This window comes from Mesorhizobium sp. LSJC280B00, from assembly GCF_000502835.1.
Taxonomy (GTDB): domain Bacteria; phylum Pseudomonadota; class Alphaproteobacteria; order Rhizobiales; family Rhizobiaceae; genus Mesorhizobium.
Map to the genome: position 1 here is coordinate 32032 of NZ_AYVL01000007.1, position 25747 is coordinate 57778.

Consider the following 25747-nt stretch of genomic DNA (forward strand, 5'->3'; position numbering starts at 1 on the left):
GGAGTGCCGTCCTTGCCAAGCTGGAACACCCCTCATCCGACCGAGCTTTCGCTCGGCCACCTTCTCCCACAAGGGGAGAAGGAGAGAAGGGGCAGCGCTAGCGCTATAAAGTCCGGAAATCAAGCGGCCTGGCAGGCCTCGAAGCTTGTCTTCAGTCGCTCGGCGTCGAGTTCGCGGCCGATGAACACCAGCCGGCTCTCGTGCTTCTCGTCGTCCTTCCAGGCGCGCTGGTGGTCGCCCTCGATGATCATGTGCACACCCTGGATGACATAGCGCTCGTCATCGCCTTTCAGCGCAATGATCCCTTTCAGCCGCAGGATGTTCGGGCCTTCCATCTGGGTGATCTTCTCGATCCACGGGAAGAACTTTTTCGGGTCCATCTCGCCGCCGCGCAGCGACACCGACTGCACAGTCACGTCATGGATGTCGGAAGGGAGCGCATGATGATGCCCGTCATGATCGTGGTGATCATGGCCGTCGTGATCATGGTGATGGTGGTCATGATCATGATCATGATGGTCGTGATCGTCATGCGCCTCGAGGAAGTGCGGATCGTTCTCCAGCGCCCGGGACAGGTCGAACGCACCGCGATCGAGCACCTCGGACAGCGCCACGCTGGCGCGTGTGGTGCGATGGATTCGTGCCGCCGGGTTGATGGCGCGGATCGTCGCCTCCACCTTGCTCAGCTCTTCGCGGGTGACGAGATCGGTCTTGTTGAGCACGACTACATCGGCAAAGGCGATCTGGTCCTCGGCCTCTCGGGAATCCTTCAGACGCAGCGGCAGGTGCTTGGCGTCGACCAGCGCCACCACCGCATCGAGCCTGGTCTTGGAACGCACGTCGTCGTCCATGAAGAAGGTCTGCGCCACCGGCACGGGATCGGCGAGGCCTGTGGTCTCGACGATGATGGCGTCGAAGCGGCCAGGCCTGCGCATCAGGCCTTCGACGACGCGGATCAGGTCGCCGCGCACGGTGCAGCAGACGCAGCCATTGTTCATCTCGTAGATTTCCTCGTCGGATTCCACGATCAGCTCGTTGTCGATGCCGATCTCGCCGAATTCATTGACGATGACGGCGTAGCGCTTGCCATGGTTTTCCGAAAGGATGCGGTTGAGCAGTGTCGTCTTGCCAGCGCCGAGATAGCCGGTGAGGACGGTTACGGGGATCTGCGTCTGTGCGTCGCTCATATTGTGCCTCGAATAGGGATTGTCGGCTCCATATAGGATGTGTGCTCGGCTTTTGCACGAGGCAAACCGGTGGGCCAAAGAGGGGCTGGTATTGCCGAACTTTCCTCACATTACCGAACTTTCATTGGCGCCGCCTGACAGCGGGCCCTAGATAGGCGGGGTCATTTACGGAGCTGTTCGCGTTGAAGAGGCGCCAGATGTCCGACAAGTCGTTGCCACTAAGCCGTCGGCAGGCGCTCGGTCTCGTTGCGGTTACCGCTGGCGGCATATTCCTGCCCGCCGGTGCAAGGGCCGGGCAGGTTTCGCCCTATGCCGGGCTTGCTTTGTTCGAAGCCGGTGCCGGCGTCTGCGCGATCACGCCCGAGGTCACCGAAGGGCCGTTCTATTTCGACCCGAAGCTCGAACGCGCCGATATCACCGAGGGCAAGAAGGGCATCGCCCTCAATGTGCGGCTGCAAATCGTCGACGCCGCCTGCCGGCCGCTTCCCGGCGCACGCGTCGATATCTGGCATTGCGATGCCCAGGGCAGCTATTCCGGCTATCCCGGACAGGGCGACGGGCAGGATATCGACACGTCCGGCCAGAGCTTTCTCCGCGGCTGGCAGAGAACCGATGAAAGCGGCATCGCTTCTTTCGCCACCATCTATCCCGGCTGGTATCGCGGCCGCACCACCCACATCCATTTCAAGATCTTCCCCGACGACCGCTCGGTGATGACCGGCCAGATGTTCTTCCCCGACAGCCTCAGCGAGCAGATATTCGCCACCGTCGCGCCTTATAAAGATCGCCCCGGCAAACGCGATACATCGAACGCGCGGGACGGCATTGCGCGGCAGGCCGGGCCGCTGTCGCAGGCAGCGCTGCGGGAAATGGCGGACGCCTATCAGGCGTTGATGGTGGTCGCGGTGAAAGCCGGTTGAGAACACCTCGTCACGTCCTCATCCAGCCATTGCGGAAAGTCGTTTGTCATCTAACTGAAATAAACATCTGGCATTAGCCACGGCGAACACCGCGAAGCTTGCCGGCAAAGCTATTTTCCGAGCCGGAATGTTTTCGATCGTCATTGCCAATCGGCGGCCTGCTTCTATGCTGTCCGCTCCGGTTCGGCCGAGGAGGGATGAGCATGGCCAAGGCGGACAAGACTGCAACAATGAGCCGGCTGCATTCGGCGGCGCGGCTGGCGCGCACGGCGCTCGCCGCCCGGCTTCTGGCGCATGGTTTCTATGCCGGCCAGGACCAGATCATGCTGGCGCTCGACCGCGAGGACGGGCAGACGCCCGGCAACCTTGCCGGCCGCCTCGGCGTGCGTCCGCCGACCATCACCAAGACCATCAACCGGCTGCAGGCGCAGGGCTTTCTGGAGAAGCGGGCCTCGTCCGCCGATGCCCGCCAGGCGCATATTTTCCTCACCGACACCGGCCGCGAAATCATCCACGCCATCGAGAAGTCGGTGAAGAAGACCGAAAAGCAGGCATTGAAGGGTCTCGACAAGAAGGATCAGAAAGCGCTGTTCAAGCTGCTTGCCCGCGTCGAGGCGAACCTGTCGGACGGCGAAATGGTGCTCCCAGATGACGAACTGGATATCGAGGACAAGATGCTTGAATAAGGTCACGCGTTCGCCGCTGACGGCCGTCGCGTCAGTGCCGACCAGCGTCCCGGTGTGACGCCGAACGCCTTTTTGAAATGCCGATTGAAATGGCTTTGGTCACTGAAGCCGGCTGCGATGGCGATTTGCGCCAGTGGCTCGTCGGCTTCGATCATCCGACGGGCTCGTTGAAGCCGGCGCATCAACAGGAACCGGTGCGGGCTGGTGGAGAAGGTGGCGCGGAAATGCCGCGACAGGGCATAACGGTCCAATCCGGTTATCGCCTCTAATTCATCCGAACGTACGATCCGCGCGACATTTTCCTCCAGATAGTCGCGCGCCAGGCTGGCGGCGCGCCACGCAGTTTTCGCTACCGGTTTCGTCGGCTGACCGGCGTGCCGGGCCAAGCTTTGCATAAGCTGCGTCATGAAATCGACGACAAACAGCTCGTCCAGTTCCTGATTCAACGGCCCGAGCGCCGAAAGCAGCGTCGCCCGGAGATCGCGGTCTGTCACCACGGCATTCCCGACGAATGGTAGTGATCCGCCGCCGAGACAATCGAGCATCAGGGACGGCTCCAAATAGAGCATTCTGTATCGCAAGCCGTCTTCGGTGCCGGCACCGCCATCGTGCAGTTCGTCGGGATGAAGGATAATGATCTGGCCAGGCAGGCTCTGATGCGTTTGGCCGCGATAGCGGAAGCGCTGCACGCCATAAAGCGTCACCCCGATCGCATAGGTGTCGTGGCGATGGAGATCGAAGGCATTGCCGTGGAACCGGGCCTCGATGCGTTCCATCCCGGCAGCACCGGGTGCCGGTACGATGCAGTTCTCGGCTGCATCCACGCACAAACGTCCAAGACCCTGAAAGGCTTCCCGGTCTAGATCGTGCGCCATCGCTTCACTCGCAGCCTCGGATTGGCCCCCTTTTCGGATTGGAAACTGTCGCATGTTCGATACGAAATTTGCAATCGTGCTCAAGGATGATCTTCCCGTCTGGCAAAAGCTCAATGTCACCGCCTTTCTGACCAGCGGCATCGTCGCGCAATTTCCCGACATTATCGGCGACCCCTACCGTGATCGCGCCGGCAATATCTACAACCCGCTGTCGATCCAGCCGGTCATCGTGCTTTCGGCGGACGGCCAGACGCTCGGCGCGATCCAGCGGCGGGCGCTGGAGCGTGGTGTGACGGTTTCGCTCTATGTCGAGGATATGTTTTCGACCGGGTATGATCTGGCCAACCGCGCCGTCTTTGCCGAATTTGCGCCGGAGGAGGCCAAGGTGGTCGGCATCGCGCTTCGCGCCGAAAAGAAGCTCGTCGACAAGATCACCAAGGGCGCCCGCATGCACGCCTGAGTCGTCGGCCACTAGGCCGGCCACTGGGAAACAAACTGAGCCTGTCGGCGGCTGTCGTTGTGCCAGACTGTTTTGGCTTGCCCGCAGGCGACAATTGCCGCATTGGTGAGGGACCGCCTTGCTTGCCGTCCGGCCTGAAATTGAATGCTCCCCCAAGACAAGACGAAAGCGCGACATCGCCGGCGGCGATCCTGTGCATGCTTTCCGTCTATGTGTTTTTCACCTTCCTCGACACCAGCAGCAAGTACCTTGTGCTGGCCGGCGTCTCGGCGCTGATCGTCGCCTGGACCCGCTTCGCGGTCCATGTGCTGATCGTCGGCGTCTTTCTGCACGGATGGCGTGAGCCGCTGCGCTTTCGTCCCGCCAACCTGCCGGCGCATCTCACGCGCGGTCTGCTCCTGTTCGGATCGACGATATGCAACATTCTCGCGCTGCGGACGCTGCAGCTGGCGGAAACCACCTCGATCTACTTCTTCGGCCCGATGGTGATCACCGCGCTTGCCGGTCCGTTGCTAGGGGAATGGGCCGGCTGGCGGCGTTGGCTGGCGATCATGAGCGGCTTTGTCGGCGTCCTCATCATCACCCGGCCGGGCATCGGGGTTTTTGGCGTCGGCCATCTCTTTGCGCTCGGCTCGATGCTATCGAACAGTTTCTACGTCATCATGACGCGCCGCATGTCGGCGACGGAAACCTCGGAAAGCCTCATCCTGTTTTCGGCACTGGCGCCGGCCGTGCTGCTGCTGCCGACACTGCCGTTTTCGCTTTCGTTGCCGCAGGATGGCTGGCACTGGTTCATATTGCTGATGCTGGGCGTCTTCGGCGCCATCGGCCATTGGCTTCTTGTGCAGGCCTATCGCCTTGCCACCACCACGGCCCTGGCCCCCTATCCCTATTCGCAGATGATCTGGATGATCATCTCCGGCCTGATCGTCTTCAACCAGTTTCCCGACCGCTGGACGCTGGCCGGTGCGACAGTCATCGTCGCCAGCGGCCTCTACATCGTCCACCGCGAGCACCGGCTTCGTGTGCGCAACCGCGCGACGCTGGACGCGGAGGCGGAAGCGCTGGCAAAAAAACTTTGATTTGCGCGGGATCGATGGCATAAGAGCCGGCCTTTAAACAGTTTAAATTGCTTCGGGAGCGCAGGGCGCTGGCACAGAAGATCAAGCTTTCCACCATCGCGGATGCGCTCGGCGTGTCCACGGCCACGGTCTCGCTGGCCTTGCGCGACAGCCCGCTGGTCGCCGGCGGCACCCGCGACCGCATCAAGGAACATGCCCGCGCCATCGGCTATATCTACAACCGCCGCGCCGCCAGCCTGCGCACCTCGCGCTCAGGCATAGTCGGCGTCGTCGTCCACGACATCATGAACCCGTTCTTTGCCGAGATATTGCGTTCGATCGAGAGCGAACTCGACCGCAGCCGGCAAACCTTCATCCTGTCGAACCACTACGACCAACTCGAGAAACAACGCACCTTCATCGACACGCTTCTGCAGCTCGGCGCTGACGGCGTCATCATGTCGCCGGCCATCGGCACACCGCCCGAAGACATAATCATGGCCGAGGAGAACGGTCTCCCGGCAGTGCTGATTGCACGCACCGTCGAAGGTGCCGACGTGCCGGTGTTTCGCGGCGACGATGCCTATGGCACCGGGCTTGCTACCAATCATCTGATCTCGCTTGGCCACAAGCGCATCGCAATGATCGGCGGTACCGACCAGACCTCGACCGGCCGCGACCGCTATCAGGGATATGTCAACGCCATGGAGGCGGCAGGGCTTGAGGTCAGGCCGTCCTGGCGCATCGCCGGCCCACGCACCAAGCAGGCCGGCTTCGAGGCCGCCGGGCAGTTCCTGGCGCTGAAGGACAGGCCGACCGCGGCCTGCTGCTGGAACGACCTCGTCGCCATCGGCCTGATGAACGGCATTGCGCGCGCCGGGCTGGTGCCGGGCATCGACATCTCTGTTACCGGCTATGACGACCTCGAGGAGGCGGCGATCGCCACGCCGGCGCTGACTACCGTGTGGAACGGCCAGCGCGAGGTTGGCCGCCGCGCCGCCAGCGCGCTGCTCGACAAACTCAACGGACAGACGGTGCGGCCGTCGCAGGAACTGATCAAGCCGGAACTGCATGTGCGCCAGTCGACCGGCAAACCGGTGGAACGTGCATGACAAAAACCAAACAGCAAGCTGTCGCCATTCTGGTGCCGGGCCAGTTCAACGATCATGCGGTCGGCCGCATCGACGGGGTGTTCAGCCGCGTCCGGATCGAACGCGCCGATCCGTCGCTGGTCACCGACGAGATGCGCCTTACGGTGCGCGGCATAGCCGCCTTTGGCGGCATAAGCGCCGCGTTGATGGACGCGCTGCCAAAGCTCGAGATTATCGCCAATTTCGGCGTCGGCTATGATTCGGTCGATGTCCGCCACGCCGCACGGCGCGGCATCATGGTCACCAACACACCGGATGTGCTGACCGAAGAGGTCGCCGATACGGCGCTCGGCCTGTTGATCAATACCATCCGCGAACTGCCGCGCGCCGAGGCCTGGCTACGCGACGGAAGCTGGCTGCGCAACGGCAACTATCCGCTGAGCCGGCTGACCTTGCGCGGGCGCCAAGTCGGTATCTTTGGCATGGGCCGCATCGGCCTCGCCATTGCCCGCCGGCTCGACGCTTTTGGGCTGCCCATTGCCTATCACAACCGGCGCCGCGTCGAAGGCCTGTCCTATGACTATCACCCGACGCTGAAAGGTCTCGCCGAGGCGGTCGACACACTGATCTCGGTGGCGCCCGGCGGGGCTTCGACGGAAAAGGCCGTCAATGCCGAAATTCTCTCGGCTCTTGGGCGGAACGGCGTCTTTGTCAACATCGGCCGGGGCAGCACGGTCGACGAACCAGCCCTTGCCGCCGCACTTGCCAGCGGCAGCATCGCCGCTGCCGGGCTAGACGTCTTTGCCGACGAGCCGAATGTGCCAGCGGCGTTGCTTGCCGCGCCCAACACCTCGCTTTTGCCACATGTCGGCTCGGCCTCGCAGCACACCCGCCGCGCCATGGCGGACCTGTGCGTCGAAAATCTGGTCTCGTGGTTTTCGCAGCGCAAGGCGCTGACGCCGGTGCCGGAGACGGCAAATGTCAAGGCAAGGCCGTAAGCGGGCTGCCATATCTATTAACTTCAGCTTAACCCTTCGGAATCATTCTGGTCCCTTCGCAGTGTCTGTCCGCCTGACAGGACATGACAGCAAGAGGAAGCGCGCCTCCCTGATCTCTTCGAACCGGCGCGCTTGAAATGCGCGGAGAACCAGGATGAAGACGCTTCCTGCATTGATGGCTGTCGCTGTACTGTTCGGCAGCGCCCAACTGTTTTACGCCGGTAGCGGTGAAAGCCGTGCGGCCAGTGAGTCACCGCCTTCATCCGGCAACTACAGGCTGGTAGCCCATGGCGACGAGGGGTCTTGTGCGGTCAGCCGCGGCGCCGAGATTTCGCAAGGCCTGTCGCTGTTGACGGTCGCAGCAAATTGCCGCCGGGTGTTGCCCGGCGTGGAGCAGGCGAAGTTCTGGCGAGAGCAGGATGACGGCACGGTCACCCTCAGCGCCAACGGCACCGATCCGATCGTCATGTTCTCAGTCGCCGACGGCGATGGTTACGAATCCTACGCGCCGGCGCTGCCGCTGCTGACGCTGGCGTCGGCCGGCAACTAGCGAGCGCGGCAGGACTATTCCGCGGCTGCGCGCGCACCCGATTTCGCCGCCTGATGCAGACGTACAGCATCGCCGAAGGCGCGAAATATCTTTACCGAGATACTGTCCGATTTGACCCAGTATTCGGGATGCCACTGGACGCCGACGGCGAAAGCCCGTGCATCGCGCACCGAAACCGCCTCGACGGTGCCGTCGGCGGCGACCGCTTCGACCTGCAGCTTTGGGCCAAGTCGGCCGATGGCCTGGCGATGCACCGAATTGACCATGATGTCGCCGGCGCCGAAGACCCCGGCCAAGCAGCTGCCGGGTTTTATCGCCACGCTCTGGCGGATGGCGAAGCGTTCGTCCTGATTGTCGCTTGCCGGCGCACGATGATCGAGCGAACCGGCGCGTTCCTGGATTTCGGTGGCCAGCGTGCCACCCAGCGCCACATTCATCTCCTGGATGCCGCGGCAGATGGCGAGCAATGGCACCCCGCGCTCCACCGCCCGGCGGATCAGCGGCAACGTCGTCGCGTCGCGGGCGGAGTCGTAAGGACCATTGGCTTCGCTGGCGTCACCGCCATAGAGCGAGGGATGAACGTTCGATTTGGAACCGGTGACCATGACGCCGTCGACGGCGGAAAGCAGTTCGTCGAAGTCGAGCCGGTCGCCGAAGGACGGTACCAGCAGCGGGAACACGCCTGCACCCGAAAGCGCCGCTTCGAGATATTGCTGTGGCGCGGCATGCCAGGTGTAATTGTCGAACTGGCGGACATCGGTCGATACGGCGACGAGCGGCTGGTGCATTTGGTCCGGATCCCATCGGGTGCAACGAATTATCTGCCTGCAAAATAGGCGATCCGAAGGCGCATTTCCATGGCAAGTTTCGGCGTGTCGCGTAGGCCAGTTAATCGACCTTAGACTATAGTTGCAAGATCTGCCCCAACGCCGTGAATTTCCCCGAAATGCGCCGCTCAAACCGGGCTGCCGTGCTGGACTCGACTCCTTGCCTGTGTATTGTCGGCTCGAAGCCGATCCGGGCGCCGAAGTGTCCCGAATGTCGGTCAGTGGATCCAAAAGGGAGGAACTTCATGGATCGTCGTTCGTTCATCCGCAAGGCCGGCACCGCCGGCGTTGGCGCCGCGGCCGCTGCCGCGACACTTGCCGCGCCGGCCATCGCCCAGTCCAATCCGAAAGTGACCTGGCGGCTGGCGTCGTCCTTCCCGAAGTCGCTCGATACGATCTATGGCGGCGCCGAAGTGTTTTCCAAGATGCTGTCGGAGGCGACCGACGGCAACTTCCAGGTCCAGGTCTTCGCCGCCGGCGAACTCGTTCCCGGCCTGCAGGCCGCCGATGCCACCACTGCCGGCACCGTCGAGGCCTGCCACACCGTGGCATACTATTACTGGGGCAAGGACCCGACCTGGGCGCTGGGAGCGGCGGTTCCGTTTTCGCTCAACGCGCGCGGCATAAACGCCTGGCACTATCATGGCGGCGGCATCGATCTGTTCAACGAGTTCCTGGCGACGCAGGGTCTGTTTGGGCTGCCGGGCGGCAATACCGGCGTGCAGATGGGCGGCTGGTTCCGCAAGGAGATCAAAACGGTCGCCGACCTTTCCGGCCTCAAGATGCGTATCGGTGGTTTTGCCGGCAAAGTGGTGCAAAGGCTCGGCGTGGTTCCTCAGCAGATCGCCGGTGGCGACATTTATCCGGCGCTGGAAAAAGGCACGATCGATGCCGCCGAATGGGTCGGCCCCTATGACGACGAGAAGCTCGGCTTCTACAAGGTTGCGCCCTATTACTACTATCCCGGCTGGTGGGAAGGTGGACCGACTGTCCATCTGATGTTCAACAAGGCGAAGTACGACGAACTTTCGCCGGCTTACAAGTCGCTGGTGCATACTGCCGCTCAAGCGGCCGACGCCAACATGCTGCAGAAATACGACTATCTCAATCCGGCGGCGGTTAAGCGGCTGGTTGCCGGCGGTGCCAAGTTGAGCCCGTTCAGCCAGGAGATCATGGCCGCCTGTTTCGAAAAGGCCAACGAAGTCTATGCCGAGATGGAAGCCTCGAACGCGCCGTTCAAGAAGATCTGGGATTCGATCAAGGCGTTCCGCAAGGAGCATTATCTCTGGGCGCAGGTGGCCGAGTACAACTATGACACCTTCATGATGGTCCAGCAGCGCAATGCCAAGCTCTAGAACATTCTGCGACGCCGAGTGGCTCCACTCGGCGTCGCAGAAATGGGCTAAAACAAAGCGGATGCCCGGTTTTATTTGAATGCATTCCGCTCCAGGAAGACGTGGTTCTTGTCAAAGGACCCTGAGCACGCCCCGTGTTCCTTCCTGTCAGCCTCGGACGCACTGACTTCCACCGGTATTCCCGCCCGGAGCATGGCAATAGAACACTGTCGACTTGATGCGGCCACGCATCAGTTGCTGGACCTCACCCGGTTGTAAGCCGGCGTCGGCATAGGTGGCGGGGTCGCCTTTCCCCGGCTTCATCAGCCCGGCTTTATCAGATTGAGGATGAAGCCATCGATGCGACGCAGAACCGCGAAGCCTGCCGGTGGCAACTGGCCCGATGGATCAGCTCTGAGGCACTGCCAGGACTTTGACCTCACCTGGCGCCGGCGGGTTGGCAATGATCGCCACCGCCTCGTCGAGGCTGACTTGTCGTGATATCAGCCGATCTACTTCGATCGCCCCCGAGGCGATAAGATCGGCGGCCCGGCGATGGGTAAAGGGGTTGAGGAAGGAACCCAGGACCTTCAACTCACGGAACAGCAGATCGAACGGTTCGAACGCCACTTTCATGCCTTGCGGCATCACGCCGACGACGACGACGGTGCCGCCCGCTTTGGCCAGCCGCATCGCCTGCTCAACAGTGTCTTTCACGCCGGCGCATTCGAACACCACGTCGACGCCGCCCGGCATCAAACCCGACCGGCCGACGATCGCATCGGTGACATCGAAGGCGCTGGGATCGAGCGTCGCCGTTGCGCCAAATTGCTCGGCAAGAGCCCGCCGCGAGGCCTGACGGGTCGACAAGATAATGGTCGTCGCACCGGCGAGCTTTGCCAGCTGAACGGTGAGCAGGCCGATCACGCCGCCGCCGAGCACCGCGACCGACGAGCCTGGTTTGATCGCGGCAAGGTCCACGCCATGCAGGCAGCAGCCGAGCGGCTCGCAGAAAGCACCATGCGTAGGCTTCAGATCGCCTGGCAAGACGAAGGCCTGTTTCTGCGGCAGGACAAGATATTCGGCAAAGCCGCCATCGCGATGGATGCCGATGGCGCGTAGATTGCCGCAGAGATTGACCCGGCCGGCCTGACAATGCTCGCATCGGCCACAGGCAATGTTGGGATCGCCGGTGACGCGGTCGCCGACCGAAAAGCCGGATACGGCAGGTCCGACCGCCTCGACGATGCCGGAGAATTCATGCCCGAGCGTCACCGGCGGCGTGCACGGGAATTCACCATGGAAAAGATGCCTGTCGGTGCCGCAGACGCCGCACGCCTCGATGCGCACCAGCAGATCGTTCGGCCCGGCGGTCGGTTTCTCGACCTCGCACACGGCGAGGCTGCCCATTCGCTCCAACCGAACCGCCTTCATGGCTGCCGGGCCTTCCTCAGTTGAAACTCGGTGGTTGCGACAGATCAATTGCCGGCGCCGCCGGTTTCGCGGGCGGCTTTTCGTCGAAGCTCGGCGGCTGCGACAAATCCGGTGTGGAAGGTGAGGCCGGGGCAGTGCCGCCGTTGGCTGGCGGCGTGCCAAGCGGCGACAAGCCGATGCCAGGCGTTTCCGGCACCTGGTAGTTGATGGTGCCAGGATCGACGACAGTGCCTTTGTAGTGCATCACCATCTGCGGGAAGGCGATGGTCAGGCCGATCATGATCACCTGGATGCAGACGAAGGGCACTGCGCCCCAATAGATCTGCCCTGTGGTGACCGGCGCGATCTGCTTGCCGGTGAGTCGGTCGAGATAGGGCACGCGCGCGGCGACCGAGCGCAGATAAAACAGCGCGAAGCCGAAGGGCGGATGCATGAAGGAGGTCTGCATGTTGACGCCCAAAAGCACGCCAAACCAGATCAGGTCGATGCCGAGTTTGTCAGCCGCTGGCGCCAAAAGCGGCACGATGATGAAGGCAAGCTCGAAAAAGTCGAGGAAGAAGGCGAGCACGAAGACGAGGATGTTGACGCCAATCAGGAAACCGACTTCACCGCCCGGCAGCGACGTCAACAGGTGCTCGACCCAGATGTGGCCATTGACGCCGTAGAAGGTCAGCGAGAACACCCGCGCGCCGATCAGGATGAACAGAACGAAGGACGACAGCCTGGTCGTCGACGCCAGCGCCTGCTTGACCACGTCGAGCGACAGCCGCCCCTTCATCGCCGCCATTGCCAGCGCGCCGACGGCGCCCATGGCGCCGCCTTCCGTCGGCGTGGCGATGCCAAGGAAGATCGTGCCCAGCACCAGGAAGATCAGCGCCAGCGGCGGGATCAGCACGATGATCACCTGCTGTGCCAGTCTGGACATCAGGTTGATCTTCAGGCCCTGGTCGACGATCGCGACGACATAGATGAAGATGACGCCGATGGTGGCGCCGAGGATATCGGCGTTGCCGCCATGGTTCGGCGCAAGGTAGCGATACGCCGCATAGGAAACCACCACCGCCGCCAGCAGCGCCGCCAGCAGCGACAGCGCGCCGTGGCCGAGCGTGCGGGCCTCCAGCGGCAGGGCCGGCATCGACTTCGGCCGGAAGATCGACATGAGCAGGATGTAGAGCATGTAGATGCCGGTCAAAATGAGCCCGGGGATCAGCGCTCCCTTATACATATCGCCGACCGAGCGGCCGAGCTGGTCGGCCAGGACGATCAGCACCAGTGACGGCGGGATGATCTGGGCGAGCGTCCCGGACGCGGCAATGACGCCGGATGCCAGCCGCCGGTCGTAGCCGTAGCGCAGCATGATCGGCAGCGAAATCAGACCCATGGCAATGACGGAGGCCGCCACCACGCCGGTCGTCGCGGCGAGCAGCGCGCCGACGAAAATCACGGCATAGGCGAGGCCACCACGGACAGGTCCGAACAACTGGCCGATCGTGTCGAGCAGGTCTTCGGCCATGCCGGATCGTTCGAGCACGATGCCCATGAAGGTGAAGAACGGGATCGCCAGCAGCGTATCGTTCGACATCACCCGGCTGCCATAGAAATTATCCGGCAACGCGTGCAGCAACGGCCAGGCGAGATTGATCGAGCCGCCCGAATAGGGCGACAGAAGCACGCCGATGAAGAAGAACATCAGGCCGTTGGCGGCGAGCGAGAAGGCGACGGGGTAGCCGATCAGCAGGAAGACGACCAGCGAGGCGAACATGATCGGCGCCATGTTCTGGGCGATGAACTCGATCACGAGCGCACCTCTTCGACGAGCGCCTTGGCTTCGAGTTCGGCCTGCTCATGCACCGATATGAACGGAGTGGGATCGTCCATCTGACCGCGCATGATGGCGATTTTCTTGATGATTTCGGAAATGCCCTGCAGCGCGAGCAGAAAAAAGCCGACCAGCAGGATCGCCTTCGCCGGCCAGATGATCAGCCCGCCGGAATTGTTCGACATCTCCCCGCTGCGATACGACAGCGACACATAGGGAACGAAATAGACCACCATCAACGTCACGAACGGCATCAGGAAGAAGACGTGACCGAAAAGGTCGATCCAGTGCTGCACGCGGCGCGAGAACATGCCGTAGACGATATCGATGCGGATATGGTCGTTCTGCTTCAGCGTGTAGGCGGCGGCCAGCATGAAGGCGGCGCCGAACAGATACCATTGCAATTCCAGCCAGGCGTTCGAGGACATGTCGAACACCTTGCGGATGACGGCGTTGGCGGCGCTTACCAGGATCGCCAGCAGGATCAGCCACGAAACCCATTTGCCGATGAATTCGTTCAAACGGTCAATGGTTCTGGAAAGAGCGAGAAGCCCTGCCATGCATTCCTCCCTTGTGTCAGAGCGCGGCGGTTCCCTGTCCGTCGCGTCGCTGTGGACCAACGGTATGCAGTGCGTGGTCCGGCGGGTCAACACGGGACAGCCCGCATAAACACAGTTGTGAGATGACGGGCGGCAAAATGCTGCCGCATCCTTTGCATGTCCAAGGACATGCGGCGCTTTCACCCAAGCAAAGTCGGGTGCGGCTCAGGCGATCTTCTGTTGGTCGCGGCCGGCGCCGATCAGCACAAGCATGGCGACGAGGAACAGGTACATCCAGCCGTCCCGCCATTCGAGCGGAAAATAGCCGGCCCATAGCGATTCGGCCATGCCGAAAGCGGCGGCGCCCAGTGCCGCCCGCAAAGGCGAAAGATAGCCGCCCACTGCGGTCACGAACAGGATTTTCAACCCGTAGACCAACCCTGTGCCGAAGCTGATGTTGCCGTAGTAGAAGGCGGCGAGCACGCCAGCCAGTGCCGCGCAAAGGCCGCCGAAAAGCACCGCACGCCGAAACACCGCACGGACATCGACGCCGCACATCGCAGCCGCCTTGGGATCGTCGGATACGGCGCGCCAGCTCCGGCCGAAGCTCGAATATGCGAAGCCCCAAGCAGCCAGCGCTATGGCCGCCAGTACGGCGGCGCAATCGAGCAATTGGATCAGCGTCAACGTCGCCTTGAAGCTGGCATTCTGCGCGAAGACGATGGTCTGGGCCAGCATTGGCGGCAACCATAGGTCATGGGTATCGGCGGCGATGCGGCTGGCTTCCGACAAGACCAGCAATATGCCGAGCGTCGTCACCACGATGGCGTTGGGCGAGCGGTCGGCCAGCGGTTCGAAGATACTTCGCGACAGGACATGGCTGAGCAGCGCCGCATAAAGGAATGCCGCAGCTACGCCGAGCGCGACCGATGCAAACAGCGTCAGCCACAGCGCCTGATAGCCGAACGCCGCGGTGAGGATCATCGTATGCCCGCAAAAGGCGAACAGCGCGCCATAGGCAAGATTGGTACGGTGCAGGATGCCGTTGGTCAGCACGTAGCCGAAGGCAAGCAATGCGTAGAGCGCGCCCGAATGCAGCCCGTTCAGAACCTGCTGGAAGAAATAGAGCATGCAAGACCCTCTATGCATGCCCCGCAATCGGGGCAGAGGTTTGGGACGAACGATATTCTCAGTACGGCGATCGCCTCAGTGACGAGCGTTGCACCCGGAATCTAACTTGTCAAACGCGAGTTATCAGTTAGATTCGCCATATGACAGTATCCTGGACTCCGCACCGCTTTACCGGTGGCATGCTGGCGCTCGATACGGCGAACACCGTCGTTTTGCGGAACGATCCGGAGAAAACTTTCGACCGTTTCGACGATCCGGCCGAGATCGCCCGCTTTGCCGAAGCGGCGAGTGCCTTTCGCGCCGCCGAGCTCGGCGGCAGGCGGCTCGTAGCGCCGGCGCCTGAAAAGATCGCACCGGTGGTGCTGTCGATTCGCGAGACGACCGATCGGCTGTTTCGCGGCGCGGTATCGAAAGGTGCGATCGACACCGCCGATATGCCTGAATTCCTGGAAGCCTGCGCCGATGGCCTCGCCCATGGCCACACCGAAATCGGCACGCCTGGAAAACCGTTCGGTGATCCGGCAACGCCGATCGCCTTCGAGGCGGCGCTCGCGGTCTCGGCGCTGTCGCTGCTGCGTAGCGACACCATCGCCAGGCTGCGGATATGTCCGAACTGCAGCTGGCTGTTTGTCGACAAAAGCCGCAATTCCAGCCGCCTCTGGTGCGACATGGCGGTGTGCGGCAACCGCCAGAAGGCAAACCGACACTATCGCCGCCGGACCGCGGCCAGGGAGGTCACCAATGTCTAGAAGATTCTCACGCGCGATGATTGTCGTCGCGGCGTTGTTCGCGGCGGCCGCGCTCGGCGCCTGCCGTGATTCCGGCAAGGACCAGCTGTTCGCCATTTCCGGGAAGCTGTTCGAGTTCAACTACCGGCTGGGTATCGCCACCTATGTCATCACCCTCAATCCGCTGCGGCCGGTGGGTGAGGGGCAGGTCGCTGTGGTCTCCTTCCAGAACCCGGCCGGTGGTGATCCGATCATCGTCACCCAGAAAATATGGCCGAAGCTGCCGCATGTGACGCTCACCAGCCCGCCGCTTACCTGCGTTGTCAAGAACAAGCCCTATGCGGTGTCGATCCGCATCGAGGATTCCAGCGGCAAGTTGCTGCAGAGTTTCGCGACCACTCTGACGTCCTCGCTCGACCAGTCGGTCCTGCCCGACCGGCCTCTGGTGGTCGGGCCAGTCTACGAGCTCAACAAGGACTTGGCCGGCCATGTCGACGGCAAGCTGCCCGGTGAACCGAAGCCCAGTTGCCCAAAGGCTGCATGATGCATCACCAGCGGCACCGATCGCCGCCGGAATTTTTCATGCTCGGCCATCCTCCCCGACAGGCGTTTCGTGGCGCCACACGGCCGCGCACGGATCGTTTGTTGCGGACCGCCTGGCACCTTCGATTTTGTTTGACCTCCCCGGCAAGGGAAGAAAGACTGTGGGCACTCGACTCCGACGTTGGCCGCGCACCTCCAGGCGCGGCCTCCGCACAGGAAATGCCTGATGACGCTGCACAATGTCGCGCTCGACGACAAGTTCGACCTGGCAAAGGAGCGCATCTTCCTGTCGGGTGCCCAGGCAGTCATCCGCATGCTTCTGATGCAGCGCGAGCGCGACCGCCGGGCTGGCCTGAACACCGCCGGTTTCGTCTCCGGCTATCGCGGCTCGCCGCTCGGCGGCCTCGACATGCAGCTGTGGAAGGCCAGGAACCAGCTCGCGCAGTCGGACATCGTCTTCCAGCCCGGTCTCAACGAGGAGCTCGCCGCCACCGCCTGCTGGGGCTCGCAGCAGGCCGAATTGCTGGGCGAGGGTACCCATGACGGCGTTTTTTCGGTCTGGTACGGCAAGGGTCCGGGCGTCGACCGCTCCGGCGACGTGTTCCGCCACGCCAATCTCGCCGGGTCGTCGAAACATGGCGGCGTGCTGGCTCTGATGGGTGACGACCACATGGCCGAATCCTCGACCAACGCGCATGCCACCGAGTTCCTGTTCGTCGACACCATGGTGCCGATCCTTAATCCGGCCGGCGTCCAGGAGATCATCGACTACGGCCTCTACGGCTTTGCCATGTCGCGTTTTGCCGGCACCTGGGCGGCGATCAAATGCGTCAAGGACAACATCGAATCGACAGCCTCGGTCGATGCCGCGCTCGACCGGCTAGATATCGTCATCCCGGACTTCGACATGCCGCCCGGCGGCCTCAACATCCGTAACGAGATCGACATGCTCGGCCAGGAGGAGCGGTTGCATGAATACAAGCGCGCCGCCGCTTCAGCGTTCATCCACGCCAATGGGCTGAATCGGATCGTCTATTCGGGCGGCACCAGCGCCAAGCTTGGCATCGTCACCATCGGCAAGAGTTATCTCGATGTTCGCCAGGCGCTGGAGGATATCGGCGTCGACGAAGCGGCCGCCAGTCGTATCGGTATCAGGCTGTTCAAGGTCGGCTGCCCGTGGCCGCTCGACCTGCAACACATCGCCGACTTTGCTCGCGGCCTCGATACCATCGTCGTCGTCGAGGAGAAACGCTCGCTGATCGAGGTGCAACTGCGCGAGAACCTTTACGGCACCGCGACGCAGCCGGTCATCGTCGGCAAGAAGGACGAGCGCGGCGACTGGCTGTTCCCGGCCAAGGGCGCGCTCGACCCCAACGATATTGCCATCGCGCTCGGCGAGAGGATTTTGCGAACGATCGGCCCGTCGGAAGAAATCGCCGCGCGGGTGGCGAAGTTGCGCCAGTTCCAGGCGATGCTGGCCGACACGTCAGACATCGCCTCGCGCACGCCCTTCTTCTGCTCCGGCTGCCCACACAATTCCTCGACCAAGGTGCCGGACGGCTCGCTCGCCGCCGCCGGAATCGGCTGTCATTTCATGGCGCTGTGGATGGACCGTAACACCGTCGGCTTCACCGCCATGGGCGGCGAGGGCGCGCAGTGGGTCGGCCAGGCGCCGTTCTCGAAGCGCGAGCACATCTTCCAGAATCTGGGCGATGGCACTTACAACCACTCGGGTGTGCTGGCGATCCGCTTCGCGCTGTCGACCGACGCCAACATCACCTACAAGATCCTCTACAATGACGCCGTCGCGATGACCGGCGGGCAGCCGCACGAGGGCGGCCTGACGGTGGACATGATCGCAAGGCAGGTGCGCGCCGAGGGCGTGGAGCGCATCGCCATCGTCACCGACGAGCCGGACAAATATACCGGCAAGGTGGAATTTCCCGCCGGCGCCACCATCCATCACCGCGACGACCTCGATCTCGTCCAGCGCGAGTTGCGTTCGGTCAAAGGCGTCTCGGTGCTGCTCTACGACCAGACCTGCGCCGCCGAGAAGCGTCGCCGCCGCAAGCGTGGCACCTTCCCCGATCCCGACAAGCGTATCTTCATCAACGAGCTGGTCTGCGAAGGCTGCGGCGATTGCGGCGTGCAGTCGAATTGCGTCTCGATCCAGCCGGTCGAGACCGAATTCGGCCGCAAGCGCAAGATCGACCAGTCGAGCTGCAACAAGGACTTCTCTTGCGTTAACGGTTTCTGCCCCTCCTTCGTCACCGTTCACGGCGCCAAAATCAGGAAAGCCGAAGGCATAGCCGGCGCGGCCGACCCGCTCGCGGGGGTGCCGGCGCCGGCGCAATTTACGCTCGGTGAACAAGGCTGGGCGGCGATCATCGACGGTGTCGGCGGCACCGGCGTCGTCACAATAGGCGCGGTGCTCGGCATGGCCGCGCACCTGGAAGGCAAGGGCTGCGGCATGATCGACATGGCCGGCCTCGCCCAGAAGGGCGGCTCGGTGTTCACCCATGTCCGCATCGCCCGCACGCCGGATGACATCCACGCCATTCGGGTATCGGCCGGCAAGGCCGATCTCGTGCTCGGCTGCGATCTCGTCGTTTCGGGTGCCAAGAAGGTGTTGGCCGCGGTGCGCGAAGGCCATACCATCTTCCTCGCCAACACTGCCGAGATCATGCCGGGCGAGTTCGCCCGTTCGGCCGATTTCTCGCTGCCCATCGAGCGGCTGAAGAAAGCGATAAGAACGGCCGCGGGCGACGACAGGACGCATTTCTTCGACGCCACCCGCACCGCCACCGCGCTGTTCGGCAGCTCGCTTGGCGCCAACATGTTCATGCTCGGCTTCGCCTTCCAGCACGGCGGCTTGCCGCTGTCGGCGGAGGCGGTCGAGAAGGCGATCGAGCTCAACGGCGAGGCGATAGCGATGAATATCGCGGCATTTCGCTGGGGCCGCCGCGCCGCCCACCAGCCGGATTTCGTGCGCAGCCTTCTTGCCCAGCCGGGCAAGGCCACGCAGCATGCCGCCATTGCCGAGACGCTGGACGATATAATTACTCGCCGCGTCGCCTTCCTGACCGTCTATCAGAACGCCGCCTATGGCAAGCGCTATGCCGACAGACTGGCGGCGCTGCGCAAGGCCGAAACCAATGCTGTGCCCGGTTCGACCGTGGTGACCGAGGCTGCCGCAAAGAACCTGTTCAAGCTGATGGCGATCAAGGACGAATACGAGGTGGCGCGGCTTTATACGGACGGCTCCTTTGCCGCAGAGCTCGCAAAGCAGTTCCAGAGCTACGGCAAGCTTGAATTCCATCTCGCACCGCCGATCATGGGCAGGCGCGGCAGTGACGGGAAGCCGAGGAAGTCGAGCTTTGGCCCGTGGATGATGAACGGGTTCTGCCTGCTGGCGGCGATGAAGGGGCTGCGCGGTACCGCTTTCGACCTGTTCGGCTACAGCGCCGAGAGGCGTATGGAGCGGCAGCTTCTTGCCCTCTATGAAGCCGACCTGGAGCTTGTCGCCGGCGCGCTGGCGCCGGGCAAGATCGAGGCCGCCGCCGCGCTTGTCTCGGTGCCGGCGCTCATCCGCGGCTTTGGCCACGTCAAGCAGGCCAGTGCCGAAAAAGCCGCCGGCGAACGCCAGCGTCTGCTCGACCGCCTCTCGACGGCGCCACTGCGGCCGCAACTTCAAGCCGCCGAATAATTCAGCGCTGTGATACGCCTTGTTTACCTGAACTGTAGTTTCCCTGCTTCCGCTTCGTCACCAATGAATGCCAATAGAGCCCGAACCGCTGCTCTAAACCTTTCTTAAGGCCAATGTGACACTGCTGGGTTCCCTAGGGTTGGGATCCAGGCGTGAATCTGAGACGAAAAAACGAGATTCCGGTCGACGTTTACATTCCGTTCGTGGAAACGCTGTTTCGCGACGGGTTCACGCTGTCGATCGGCCTTGTTGCGCAGACACTCCTCGTCATTCTGGTCTATTGGAAGACCATGGACTTGGCGTATCTTCTAGTTGCCGCTGGGCTCATCATTGTCGGTACTCTGCGCCTTCGCAACATCCGAAAATACGGGCGACTTCCTTCCCCGACGACGTGGGAAGAAGCCCATGATCGCGAAAACGATTACATAATTTTCGGTTCGATGCATGGTTTCATGCTTGGCGCGTTCTGTTTCGTCAGTATCTATCTGGCAAATGACAGCCACGACAACTATGCCGAAATAGCCTCTGTCTGCGTCACTCTGGCATCGGTCACGTCGATTGCCGGCCGCAATTATGGGTCGCCGCGCATGGTCATGATATTTATCATAACCACCACATGGCCCATATCGCTTGGCTTTATCCTGCGCGGCGATATCTACCACATCATCCTCGGTCTGATGTCGGCCCCTTTTCTGTTTGCGATCAAGCGGTTCGCCGACATCGTCCGCGAAGTCCTGTTTACCGCCCTGTCGGAGGAAAAGAAGGCGAACCGCATCGCGCAGCGTTTCAACCGCGCGCTCAACACCATGTCGCATGGCCTTGTCATGCTTGGTCCCGACGGCCGGGTGGCGGTGGCCAATGCCGAAGCCGCGCACCTGATGTCGCTCAAATCGGCCGATGCGCTGCTAGGCCGCTCGATCCACGGTCTGCTGATGCGCGGCGCTGCAGGCGGCATGCTGGCGCCGAAAGATTGCCGTTACATCGAAGCCCAGCTGACGCGTGCGTTGCGCGAGGGCCGCGACCGCAAGGTCCTGGTCTCGCTCACTAACGGCCAGCACTATGAATTTTCGGCGCGCGAAGGCAGCCAGGAACTGGGCGTCGTCACTTTCGAGGATGTGACCGCCCGGGTCGAGGCGGAAGACAAGATCCGCTTCATGGCGCGCTACGACAGTCTCACCGGCCTGCCCAACCGCGCCTACTTCCACGAGTTGGTGGTGGAAGCCATGGCCTCAGGGGATCCCGAGCGTCTCTGCGGGCTGGTGGTGCTCGATCTCGATGATTTCAAGAGCGTCAACGACACGCTCGGCCATCCGGTCGGCGACGGATTGATCTACGCCGTTGCCGAGCGGCTGGCGGCAGTCGCTGGGCCAGGCATCACCGTCAGCCGCTTCGGCGGCGACGAGTTCATGATCTTCTTCGAGCGCATCGAGGATGAAAGCCACCTGACCGGCCAGGTTGATGAGATCTTTGTCAATCTACAGGGCGAGGTCGATGTCGCCGGCCACGGATTACGCATCCAGGCCAGCGGCGGCGCGGTGCTGTCGCGGGTCAAGGATACCGACGTTGACGCCATGATCGTCAAAGCCGACCTTGCACTCTACAAGGCCAAGGAGCTTGGCAAGAACGGTTGGCGGCTGTTCGAGGCCTCCATGGATGCTGCCTTCCGCAGCCGTCAGCTGATGAAGGCGGACCTGCGCAGCGCCGTGGAAAACAACGAATTGCGGGTGGTCTATCAGCCGATCGTGGCGATGAGCACGATGCGTATCGCCAGTTGCGAAGCGCTGTGCCGCTGGGATCATCCCGATCTCGGGCCGATTTCCCCCGGTATCTTTATTCCGCTGGCGGAGGAAATGGGGATTATTTCCGACATCAGCACCTTCGTCCTGCATGCGGCCTGCACGGAATGCGCCAAATGGCCGGCCCAGACCAGCGTGTCGGTCAATCTCTCGGCCAAGGATTTCCGCAACCGTGATGTCATCCAGAAGGTTCGCGACGCGCTGGCTAAATCCGGTCTCTCCGCCGGACGTCTGGAGATCGAAGTCACCGAGACGGCGCTGCTCGACGACAAGTCGCTGACACGCCAATATATCGAGGAGTTGAAGCGGCTCGGCGTGCGCATTGCGCTCGACGATTTCGGTACCGGGTATTCGAGCCTCAGCTATCTCCACAAACTGCCGCTCGACAAAATCAAGATCGACCGCTCGTTCCTGATGGATGTCACTCAGAACAGCCGGTCGCTCGAATTGCTCAAGGGCATCGTCAACCTTTCACGGCCGCTGGGACTTTCGGTTACCGTCGAAGGTGTCGAGACCTTCGAACAGCTCAAGATCCTGGCATTGCAGGTCAAGCCGGACCTGGTCCAGGGCTTTCTGTTCGGGTCGGCACTCAGCGCGTCCGGCATCGAGACGATGTCGAGCACCGTCTGGCCCTTCGCCAAGGACATCCAGACGGCAAGGAAGGCGCCGCGGCGCTGACTTCGCGCTGAAAAACCACGTATTTTAGTATAATTTTATTAATTATTAACCTTAACGAGCGGTAAACGAGCTCCTACTTATTTTCATCTTTACATCTCATGACCCGTCCGTAGTGTCGGCTGGTGGCGGTAATCGCGGGGAATAGAGTTCATGTGTGCCCAGTTGAGTTCGCTCGGCCATGCGGCGGGCGCTGGTGGGAAAGATGCGTCCGAGACCATGTCCAGCTTCGCGCAACATGTTTATGCGCTGCTTGACCGGACGGAGTACCGACGCTGTGAAAGCGGCGAGGACTTCGAAAGCATTTACAGGCTGCGCTACAATTCCTATCGGATGAACGATCTGGTGCCCGAGAATGCGTCCCGTCAGGTCCATGACGAGTTTGACGAACTGCCCAATTGCCATACGTTCGGAATCTACATCGAGGGGCGGCTGGTCAGCACAATGCGCCTGCATAACGTGTCTGCTGATAACGCCACATCACCAGCGCTCAGCGTCTACAAGGACTTGTTGATGCCGCGTCTGGCGGCCGGCGAAGTCTTTATCGACCCGAGCCGTTTTGCCGTGGACGCCGAATGGTCACGGCTTTACCCGCAGATCCCGTATGTGACGCTGCGCCTTGCGGGCATGGCTTGCTTCCATTTCGGCGCGCCTTATTGCATATCCATGATCCGCGAGGACCATGCGGCTTTCTACAAGCGCATCTATCGGGCGCGACCGATTGGCGATGCGCGGCCCTATGCCGGCGTGATCAACTGTTTCGCGCTGCTTTATCAAGCCGATGTCCTGGCGATCAAGAATGAAACCTACGCTCGCTTTCCGTTCTTCCGTTCGACGCCAATGGAGCAGCGCATGTTGTTCGATACGCCCGGTGCCGGCGAACTCGCCCCGCTGACCATCCTGCCCACCGCCAAGTATTTTCGCGAAGCCGCCTGAACGAGCCCATGGAGCCTTCCGGTCGCTTCGGCGTTCTGGGCAAGGGTGCTGGTGGTAGGTCGGCATGGCCGGCATCCGCCAAGCATCGCTTCGATAGCGATCCGATCAAAGGAACCGATATGACCATTTCCACGCTCGCCCTTACCCCGCTTATCTCGCTGATTGCAGGCGTGCTGATCCTGGTGATGCCGCGGCTGCTCAATTATATCGTCGCCCTTTATCTGATCGTTGTCGGCCTGCTCGGTCTGTTCCCGCATCTCGCCGGCTAACGACATAGGCAATAGCGGACCTGCCATCCATTGTGATTGGTATCGCCGCGCTTCGCGCAGCGATTTCAAGTTTTGCTTGAGATTGTTGGCTGCGGCGATGCGGCAATAGCGCCATTGCCCTTAACGCGGCTTTTCGCTATGTGCCTGAAAGATGTCTTCGAAGGGGTATTCCAATGGCTGAACACACGCCGACCGGTCCTGTCGAACTAGGCGCGAAGATGGACTATGCCGAGCACGACCGCACCTATGCCGGCTTTGTGATGCTGGCCAAATATGGGTCGCTATTTTGCGCCGCCGTGCTTCTTGCCATGGCGTTCGGCTTCTTTGTGGGCGGCTTCTTCTCGGGGACTATCCTATTCGTGCTGATCCTGGCCATCGGCGCCTTTATTCTCCGATAACTCCTCCAACCTTTGTCGAAGGCGCCGCCGGGGTCGGTCGATGTCTTGCGGTAACAGGGTTCCGGCCGAAAGGATCATGCGGTGGGACAGACGGTTTTCATCCCTCGTGAGCTCGACGCAAACGAGCCGCGCGTCGGGGCCTCCCCCGATACGGTGAAGCGGCTGGCAGCGCTGGGTTTCGACGTAATCGTGGAAACCGGCGCCGGCACGGCGTCGCGCGTTCCCGACGAGGAGTTTGCCAAGGCGGGCGCCGCGATCGGCAAGGCCGGCGATGCAGCCAGGGCCGATGTGGTGCTGAAGGTGCGCCGCCCCACGGACGCCGAGCTGAAGGGCTACAAGTCCGGCGCCGCTGTCATTGCGATCATGGATCCCTACGGCAACGACGCTGCCGTCGCAGCCCTTGCCAGGGCCGGTGTTACTGCCTTCTCCATGGAGTTCATGCCGCGCATCACCCGGGCGCAATCGATGGACGTTCTATCCAGCCAGGCCAACCTCGCCGGCTACCAGGCGGTGATTGATGCGGCTGCCGAATATGACCGGGCGTTGCCGATGATGATGACGGCGGCGGGCACGGTGCCGGCTGCGAAGNCGAAGGCGTTCGTCATGGGCGTCGGGGTCGCCGGTCTGCAGGCCATCGCCACCGCGCGCCGCCTCGGCGCCGTGGTCACCGCCACCGACGTGCGCCCGGCCGCCAAGGAGCAGGTCGCCTCGCTCGGCGCAAAATTCCTGGCCATCGAGGACGAGGAGTTCAAGGCGGCCGAGACGGCCGGCGGCTACGCCAAGGAAATGTCGAAGGGGTACCAGGCCAAGCAGGCGGCGCTGACTGCCGAGCACATCGCCAAGCAGGACATCGTCATCACCACGGCGCTGATCCCCGGCCGTCCGGCGCCGAAGCTGGTCTCGGCGGCAATGGTCGCCTCGATGAAGCCGGGCTCGGTGATCGTCGACCTTGCGGTCGAGCGCGGCGGCAATGTCGAGGGCGCCGAAGCCGGCAAGGTGGTGACCACGGCCAACGGAGTAAAGATCGTCGGCCATCTCAACGTTCCCGGTCGCGTCGCCGCCTCCGCTTCGCTTCTCTATGCCAGGAACCTCTATGCCTTCCTCGAGACGCTGGTCGACAAGGCGGCGAAGACGCTTGCCATCAACCACGACGACGAACTGGTCAAGGCGACGATGCTGACCGATGCTGGCAAGATCGTGCATCCGGCTTTCGCAAAGGCTGAGCAGGAGCCGCCAAAGGGCCAATATGTCGAACCACCGGCCATTCCGGCCAGGACGATGGTTGCCGAGGCTTCGGCGAAGCCGGCTGCGAAGAAAACGGCGGCTTCGAGGAAGCCCAAGACCACCGGAGGGATCGCGTGATGGATCAGACTCTGCAGAAAGCCCTCGACCAGCTCGACCAAGCGACAGCTGCCGTGCGGCTTGCGGTGCAGAACCTGGCGGCCGCGCCCGGGACCGAGGCGGCGGGTGACGCCGCTCACGCGCTGTCCGGCGGTGCCATCGATCCGTTCGTCTTTCGCTTCGCCATCTTTGTCCTGGCGATCTTCGTCGGCTACTACGTCGTGTGGTCCGTCACGCCGGCACTGCACACGCCGCTGATGGCGGTCACCAACGCCATTTCCTCCGTCATCGTCGTCGGCGCGCTGCTGGCCGTCGGCATCTCGGCCTCAGGGCTTGCCACCGGCTTCGGCTTCGTTGCGCTGATGCTGGTATCGGTCAACATCTTCGGCGGCTTTCTCGTCACCCAGCGCATGCTGGCCATGTACAAGAAGAAGGAAAAGTAG

At 62.3% G+C, this 25747-nt stretch carries 24 protein-coding genes; 17 read left to right on the forward strand and 7 right to left on the reverse strand.

From position 1 onward, the window contains the following. Window positions 1-119: 119 nt before the first annotated feature. Window positions 120-1187, reverse strand: coding sequence for a GTP-binding protein (locus tag X773_RS51620; RefSeq protein ID WP_023676239.1), 1068 nt, complete (start codon window positions 1185-1187; stop codon window positions 120-122). A gap of 197 nt (window positions 1188-1384) precedes the next feature. Here X773_RS51620 and X773_RS51625 point away from each other — a divergent pair, with 197 nt between their 5' ends. Beyond that, on the forward strand, window positions 1385-2107 hold the full coding sequence (locus X773_RS51625; protein WP_023676240.1) for an intradiol ring-cleavage dioxygenase: 723 nt from the start codon (window positions 1385-1387) through the stop codon (window positions 2105-2107). A gap of 203 nt (window positions 2108-2310) precedes the next feature. Continuing rightward, window positions 2311-2793, forward strand: coding sequence for a MarR family winged helix-turn-helix transcriptional regulator (locus tag X773_RS51630; protein ID WP_023676241.1), 483 nt, complete (start codon window positions 2311-2313; stop codon window positions 2791-2793). Window positions 2794-2795: 2 nt separating this feature from the next. Here X773_RS51630 and X773_RS51635 read toward each other — a convergent pair whose 3' ends face one another. Continuing rightward, on the reverse strand, window positions 2796-3668 hold the full coding sequence (locus tag X773_RS51635; protein ID WP_023676242.1) for an AraC family transcriptional regulator: 873 nt from the start codon (window positions 3666-3668) through the stop codon (window positions 2796-2798). A 52-nt stretch (window positions 3669-3720) separates the two neighbouring features. Between X773_RS51635 and X773_RS51640 the strand changes: the two genes are divergently transcribed. The 5 genes from X773_RS51640 (at window position 3721) to X773_RS0137705 (ending at window position 7828) form a co-directional block, all read left to right on the forward strand. Beyond that, complete coding sequence (locus tag X773_RS51640; protein WP_023676243.1) at window positions 3721-4128, forward strand: DUF2000 family protein; 408 nt, start codon at window positions 3721-3723, stop codon at window positions 4126-4128. Window positions 4129-4325: 197 nt separating this feature from the next. Then, a complete protein-coding gene (locus X773_RS51645) occupies window positions 4326-5210 on the forward strand; it encodes a DMT family transporter (protein ID WP_036238364.1) in 885 nt (294 codons plus the stop codon). 68 nt (window positions 5211-5278) lie between these two features. Then, window positions 5279-6301 carry a LacI family DNA-binding transcriptional regulator gene (locus X773_RS51650; RefSeq protein ID WP_023676245.1) on the forward strand — a complete coding sequence of 341 codons (1023 nt, stop codon included), beginning with the start codon at window positions 5279-5281 and terminating at the stop codon, window positions 6299-6301. Next, window positions 6298-7278, forward strand: coding sequence for a 2-hydroxyacid dehydrogenase (locus X773_RS51655; protein WP_023676246.1), 981 nt, complete (start codon window positions 6298-6300; stop codon window positions 7276-7278). Before X773_RS51650 ends, X773_RS51655 begins: the two co-directional genes overlap by 4 nt. A 154-nt stretch (window positions 7279-7432) precedes the next feature. Next, window positions 7433-7828, forward strand: coding sequence for a hypothetical protein (locus X773_RS0137705; RefSeq protein ID WP_031211664.1), 396 nt, complete (start codon window positions 7433-7435; stop codon window positions 7826-7828). 14 nt (window positions 7829-7842) lie between these two features. Here X773_RS0137705 and X773_RS51660 read toward each other — a convergent pair whose 3' ends face one another. After that, window positions 7843-8616 carry a gamma-glutamyl-gamma-aminobutyrate hydrolase family protein gene (locus tag X773_RS51660; RefSeq protein WP_023676247.1) on the reverse strand — a complete coding sequence of 258 codons (774 nt, stop codon included), beginning with the start codon at window positions 8614-8616 and terminating at the stop codon, window positions 7843-7845. Window positions 8617-8900: 284 nt separating this feature from the next. Between X773_RS51660 and X773_RS51665 the strand changes: the two genes are divergently transcribed. Continuing rightward, window positions 8901-10010, forward strand: coding sequence for a TRAP transporter substrate-binding protein (locus tag X773_RS51665; protein ID WP_023676249.1), 1110 nt, complete (start codon window positions 8901-8903; stop codon window positions 10008-10010). A 387-nt stretch (window positions 10011-10397) separates the two neighbouring features. Here X773_RS51665 and X773_RS51670 read toward each other — a convergent pair whose 3' ends face one another. From X773_RS51670 to X773_RS51685, 4 genes are all read right to left on the reverse strand, one after another. Continuing rightward, window positions 10398-11423 (reverse strand): zinc-dependent alcohol dehydrogenase family protein, encoded by a 1026-nt coding sequence (locus tag X773_RS51670; RefSeq protein ID WP_023676250.1) that lies wholly within the window; start codon window positions 11421-11423, stop codon window positions 10398-10400. Between the two features lie 16 nt (window positions 11424-11439). Then, the gene (locus tag X773_RS51675) at window positions 11440-13218 is read right to left on the reverse strand and encodes a TRAP transporter large permease subunit (protein ID WP_031211665.1); all 1779 of its coding nucleotides are present in this window, start codon (window positions 13216-13218) and stop codon (window positions 11440-11442) included. Further along, a complete protein-coding gene (locus X773_RS51680; RefSeq protein WP_023676252.1) occupies window positions 13218-13802 on the reverse strand; it encodes a TRAP transporter small permease subunit in 585 nt (194 codons plus the stop codon). Before X773_RS51680 ends, X773_RS51675 begins: the two co-directional genes overlap by 1 nt. Window positions 13803-14006: 204 nt before the next feature. Beyond that, on the reverse strand, window positions 14007-14912 hold the full coding sequence (locus X773_RS51685; protein WP_023676253.1) for a branched-chain amino acid ABC transporter permease: 906 nt from the start codon (window positions 14910-14912) through the stop codon (window positions 14007-14009). A 140-nt stretch (window positions 14913-15052) separates the two neighbouring features. Between X773_RS51685 and X773_RS51690 the strand changes: the two genes are divergently transcribed. The 9 genes from X773_RS51690 (at window position 15053) to X773_RS51730 (ending at window position 25747) form a co-directional block, all read left to right on the forward strand. After that, window positions 15053-15661: a CGNR zinc finger domain-containing protein gene (locus X773_RS51690; RefSeq protein WP_023676254.1), complete on the forward strand. Its 609-nt coding sequence runs from the start codon at window positions 15053-15055 to the stop codon at window positions 15659-15661. Next, the gene (locus X773_RS51695) at window positions 15654-16184 is read left to right on the forward strand and encodes a hypothetical protein (RefSeq protein WP_023676255.1); all 531 of its coding nucleotides are present in this window, start codon (window positions 15654-15656) and stop codon (window positions 16182-16184) included. The genes X773_RS51690 and X773_RS51695 overlap by 8 nt, the downstream gene beginning before the upstream one ends. 225 nt (window positions 16185-16409) lie before the next feature. Then, window positions 16410-19889, forward strand: coding sequence for an indolepyruvate ferredoxin oxidoreductase family protein (locus X773_RS51700; protein ID WP_023676256.1), 3480 nt, complete (start codon window positions 16410-16412; stop codon window positions 19887-19889). Between the two features lie 152 nt (window positions 19890-20041). After that, the gene (locus tag X773_RS51705; protein WP_023676257.1) at window positions 20042-22363 is read left to right on the forward strand and encodes an EAL domain-containing protein; all 2322 of its coding nucleotides are present in this window, start codon (window positions 20042-20044) and stop codon (window positions 22361-22363) included. Between the two features lie 150 nt (window positions 22364-22513). Continuing rightward, on the forward strand, window positions 22514-23296 hold the full coding sequence (locus X773_RS51710) for an acyl-homoserine-lactone synthase (protein WP_023676258.1): 783 nt from the start codon (window positions 22514-22516) through the stop codon (window positions 23294-23296). Between the two features lie 119 nt (window positions 23297-23415). After that, window positions 23416-23565, forward strand: a complete 150-nt coding sequence (locus X773_RS74425) for a DUF3096 domain-containing protein (RefSeq protein ID WP_013528205.1) — start codon at window positions 23416-23418, stop codon at window positions 23563-23565. Between the two features lie 173 nt (window positions 23566-23738). Further along, window positions 23739-23963 carry an aa3-type cytochrome c oxidase subunit IV gene (locus tag X773_RS51720; protein ID WP_023676259.1) on the forward strand — a complete coding sequence of 75 codons (225 nt, stop codon included), beginning with the start codon at window positions 23739-23741 and terminating at the stop codon, window positions 23961-23963. Between the two features lie 81 nt (window positions 23964-24044). Then, window positions 24045-25325, forward strand: a complete 1281-nt coding sequence (locus X773_RS51725) for a Re/Si-specific NAD(P)(+) transhydrogenase subunit alpha (RefSeq protein WP_023676260.1) — start codon at window positions 24045-24047, stop codon at window positions 25323-25325. Then, window positions 25322-25747: an NAD(P) transhydrogenase subunit alpha gene (locus X773_RS51730; protein ID WP_023676261.1), complete on the forward strand. Its 426-nt coding sequence runs from the start codon at window positions 25322-25324 to the stop codon at window positions 25745-25747. The genes X773_RS51725 and X773_RS51730 overlap by 4 nt, the downstream gene beginning before the upstream one ends.

Coding starts and splice junctions, on each gene's coding strand:
- X773_RS51655 (WP_023676246.1), top strand. CDS start 6,298: ATGACAAAAACCAAACAGCAAGCTGTCGCCATTCTGGTGCCGGGCCAG.
- X773_RS51640 (WP_023676243.1), top strand. CDS start 3,721: ATGTTCGATACGAAATTTGCAATCGTGCTCAAGGATGATCTTCCCGTC.
- X773_RS0137705 (WP_031211664.1), top strand. CDS start 7,433: ATGAAGACGCTTCCTGCATTGATGGCTGTCGCTGTACTGTTCGGCAGC.
- X773_RS51645 (WP_036238364.1), top strand. CDS start 4,326: ATGCTTTCCGTCTATGTGTTTTTCACCTTCCTCGACACCAGCAGCAAG.
- X773_RS51620 (WP_023676239.1), bottom strand. CDS start 1,187: ATGAGCGACGCACAGACGCAGATCCCCGTAACCGTCCTCACCGGCTAT.
- X773_RS51720 (WP_023676259.1), top strand. CDS start 23,739: ATGGCTGAACACACGCCGACCGGTCCTGTCGAACTAGGCGCGAAGATG.
- X773_RS51700 (WP_023676256.1), top strand. CDS start 16,410: ATGACGCTGCACAATGTCGCGCTCGACGACAAGTTCGACCTGGCAAAG.
- X773_RS51665 (WP_023676249.1), top strand. CDS start 8,901: ATGGATCGTCGTTCGTTCATCCGCAAGGCCGGCACCGCCGGCGTTGGC.
- X773_RS51710 (WP_023676258.1), top strand. CDS start 22,514: ATGTGTGCCCAGTTGAGTTCGCTCGGCCATGCGGCGGGCGCTGGTGGG.
- X773_RS51660 (WP_023676247.1), bottom strand. CDS start 8,616: ATGCACCAGCCGCTCGTCGCCGTATCGACCGATGTCCGCCAGTTCGAC.
- X773_RS51695 (WP_023676255.1), top strand. CDS start 15,654: ATGTCTAGAAGATTCTCACGCGCGATGATTGTCGTCGCGGCGTTGTTC.
- X773_RS51670 (WP_023676250.1), bottom strand. CDS start 11,423: ATGAAGGCGGTTCGGTTGGAGCGAATGGGCAGCCTCGCCGTGTGCGAG.
- X773_RS51625 (WP_023676240.1), top strand. CDS start 1,385: ATGTCCGACAAGTCGTTGCCACTAAGCCGTCGGCAGGCGCTCGGTCTC.
- X773_RS51690 (WP_023676254.1), top strand. CDS start 15,053: ATGACAGTATCCTGGACTCCGCACCGCTTTACCGGTGGCATGCTGGCG.
- X773_RS51630 (WP_023676241.1), top strand. CDS start 2,311: ATGGCCAAGGCGGACAAGACTGCAACAATGAGCCGGCTGCATTCGGCG.
- X773_RS51635 (WP_023676242.1), bottom strand. CDS start 3,668: ATGGCGCACGATCTAGACCGGGAAGCCTTTCAGGGTCTTGGACGTTTG.
- X773_RS74425 (WP_013528205.1), top strand. CDS start 23,416: ATGACCATTTCCACGCTCGCCCTTACCCCGCTTATCTCGCTGATTGCA.
- X773_RS51680 (WP_023676252.1), bottom strand. CDS start 13,802: ATGGCAGGGCTTCTCGCTCTTTCCAGAACCATTGACCGTTTGAACGAA.
- X773_RS51685 (WP_023676253.1), bottom strand. CDS start 14,912: ATGCTCTATTTCTTCCAGCAGGTTCTGAACGGGCTGCATTCGGGCGCG.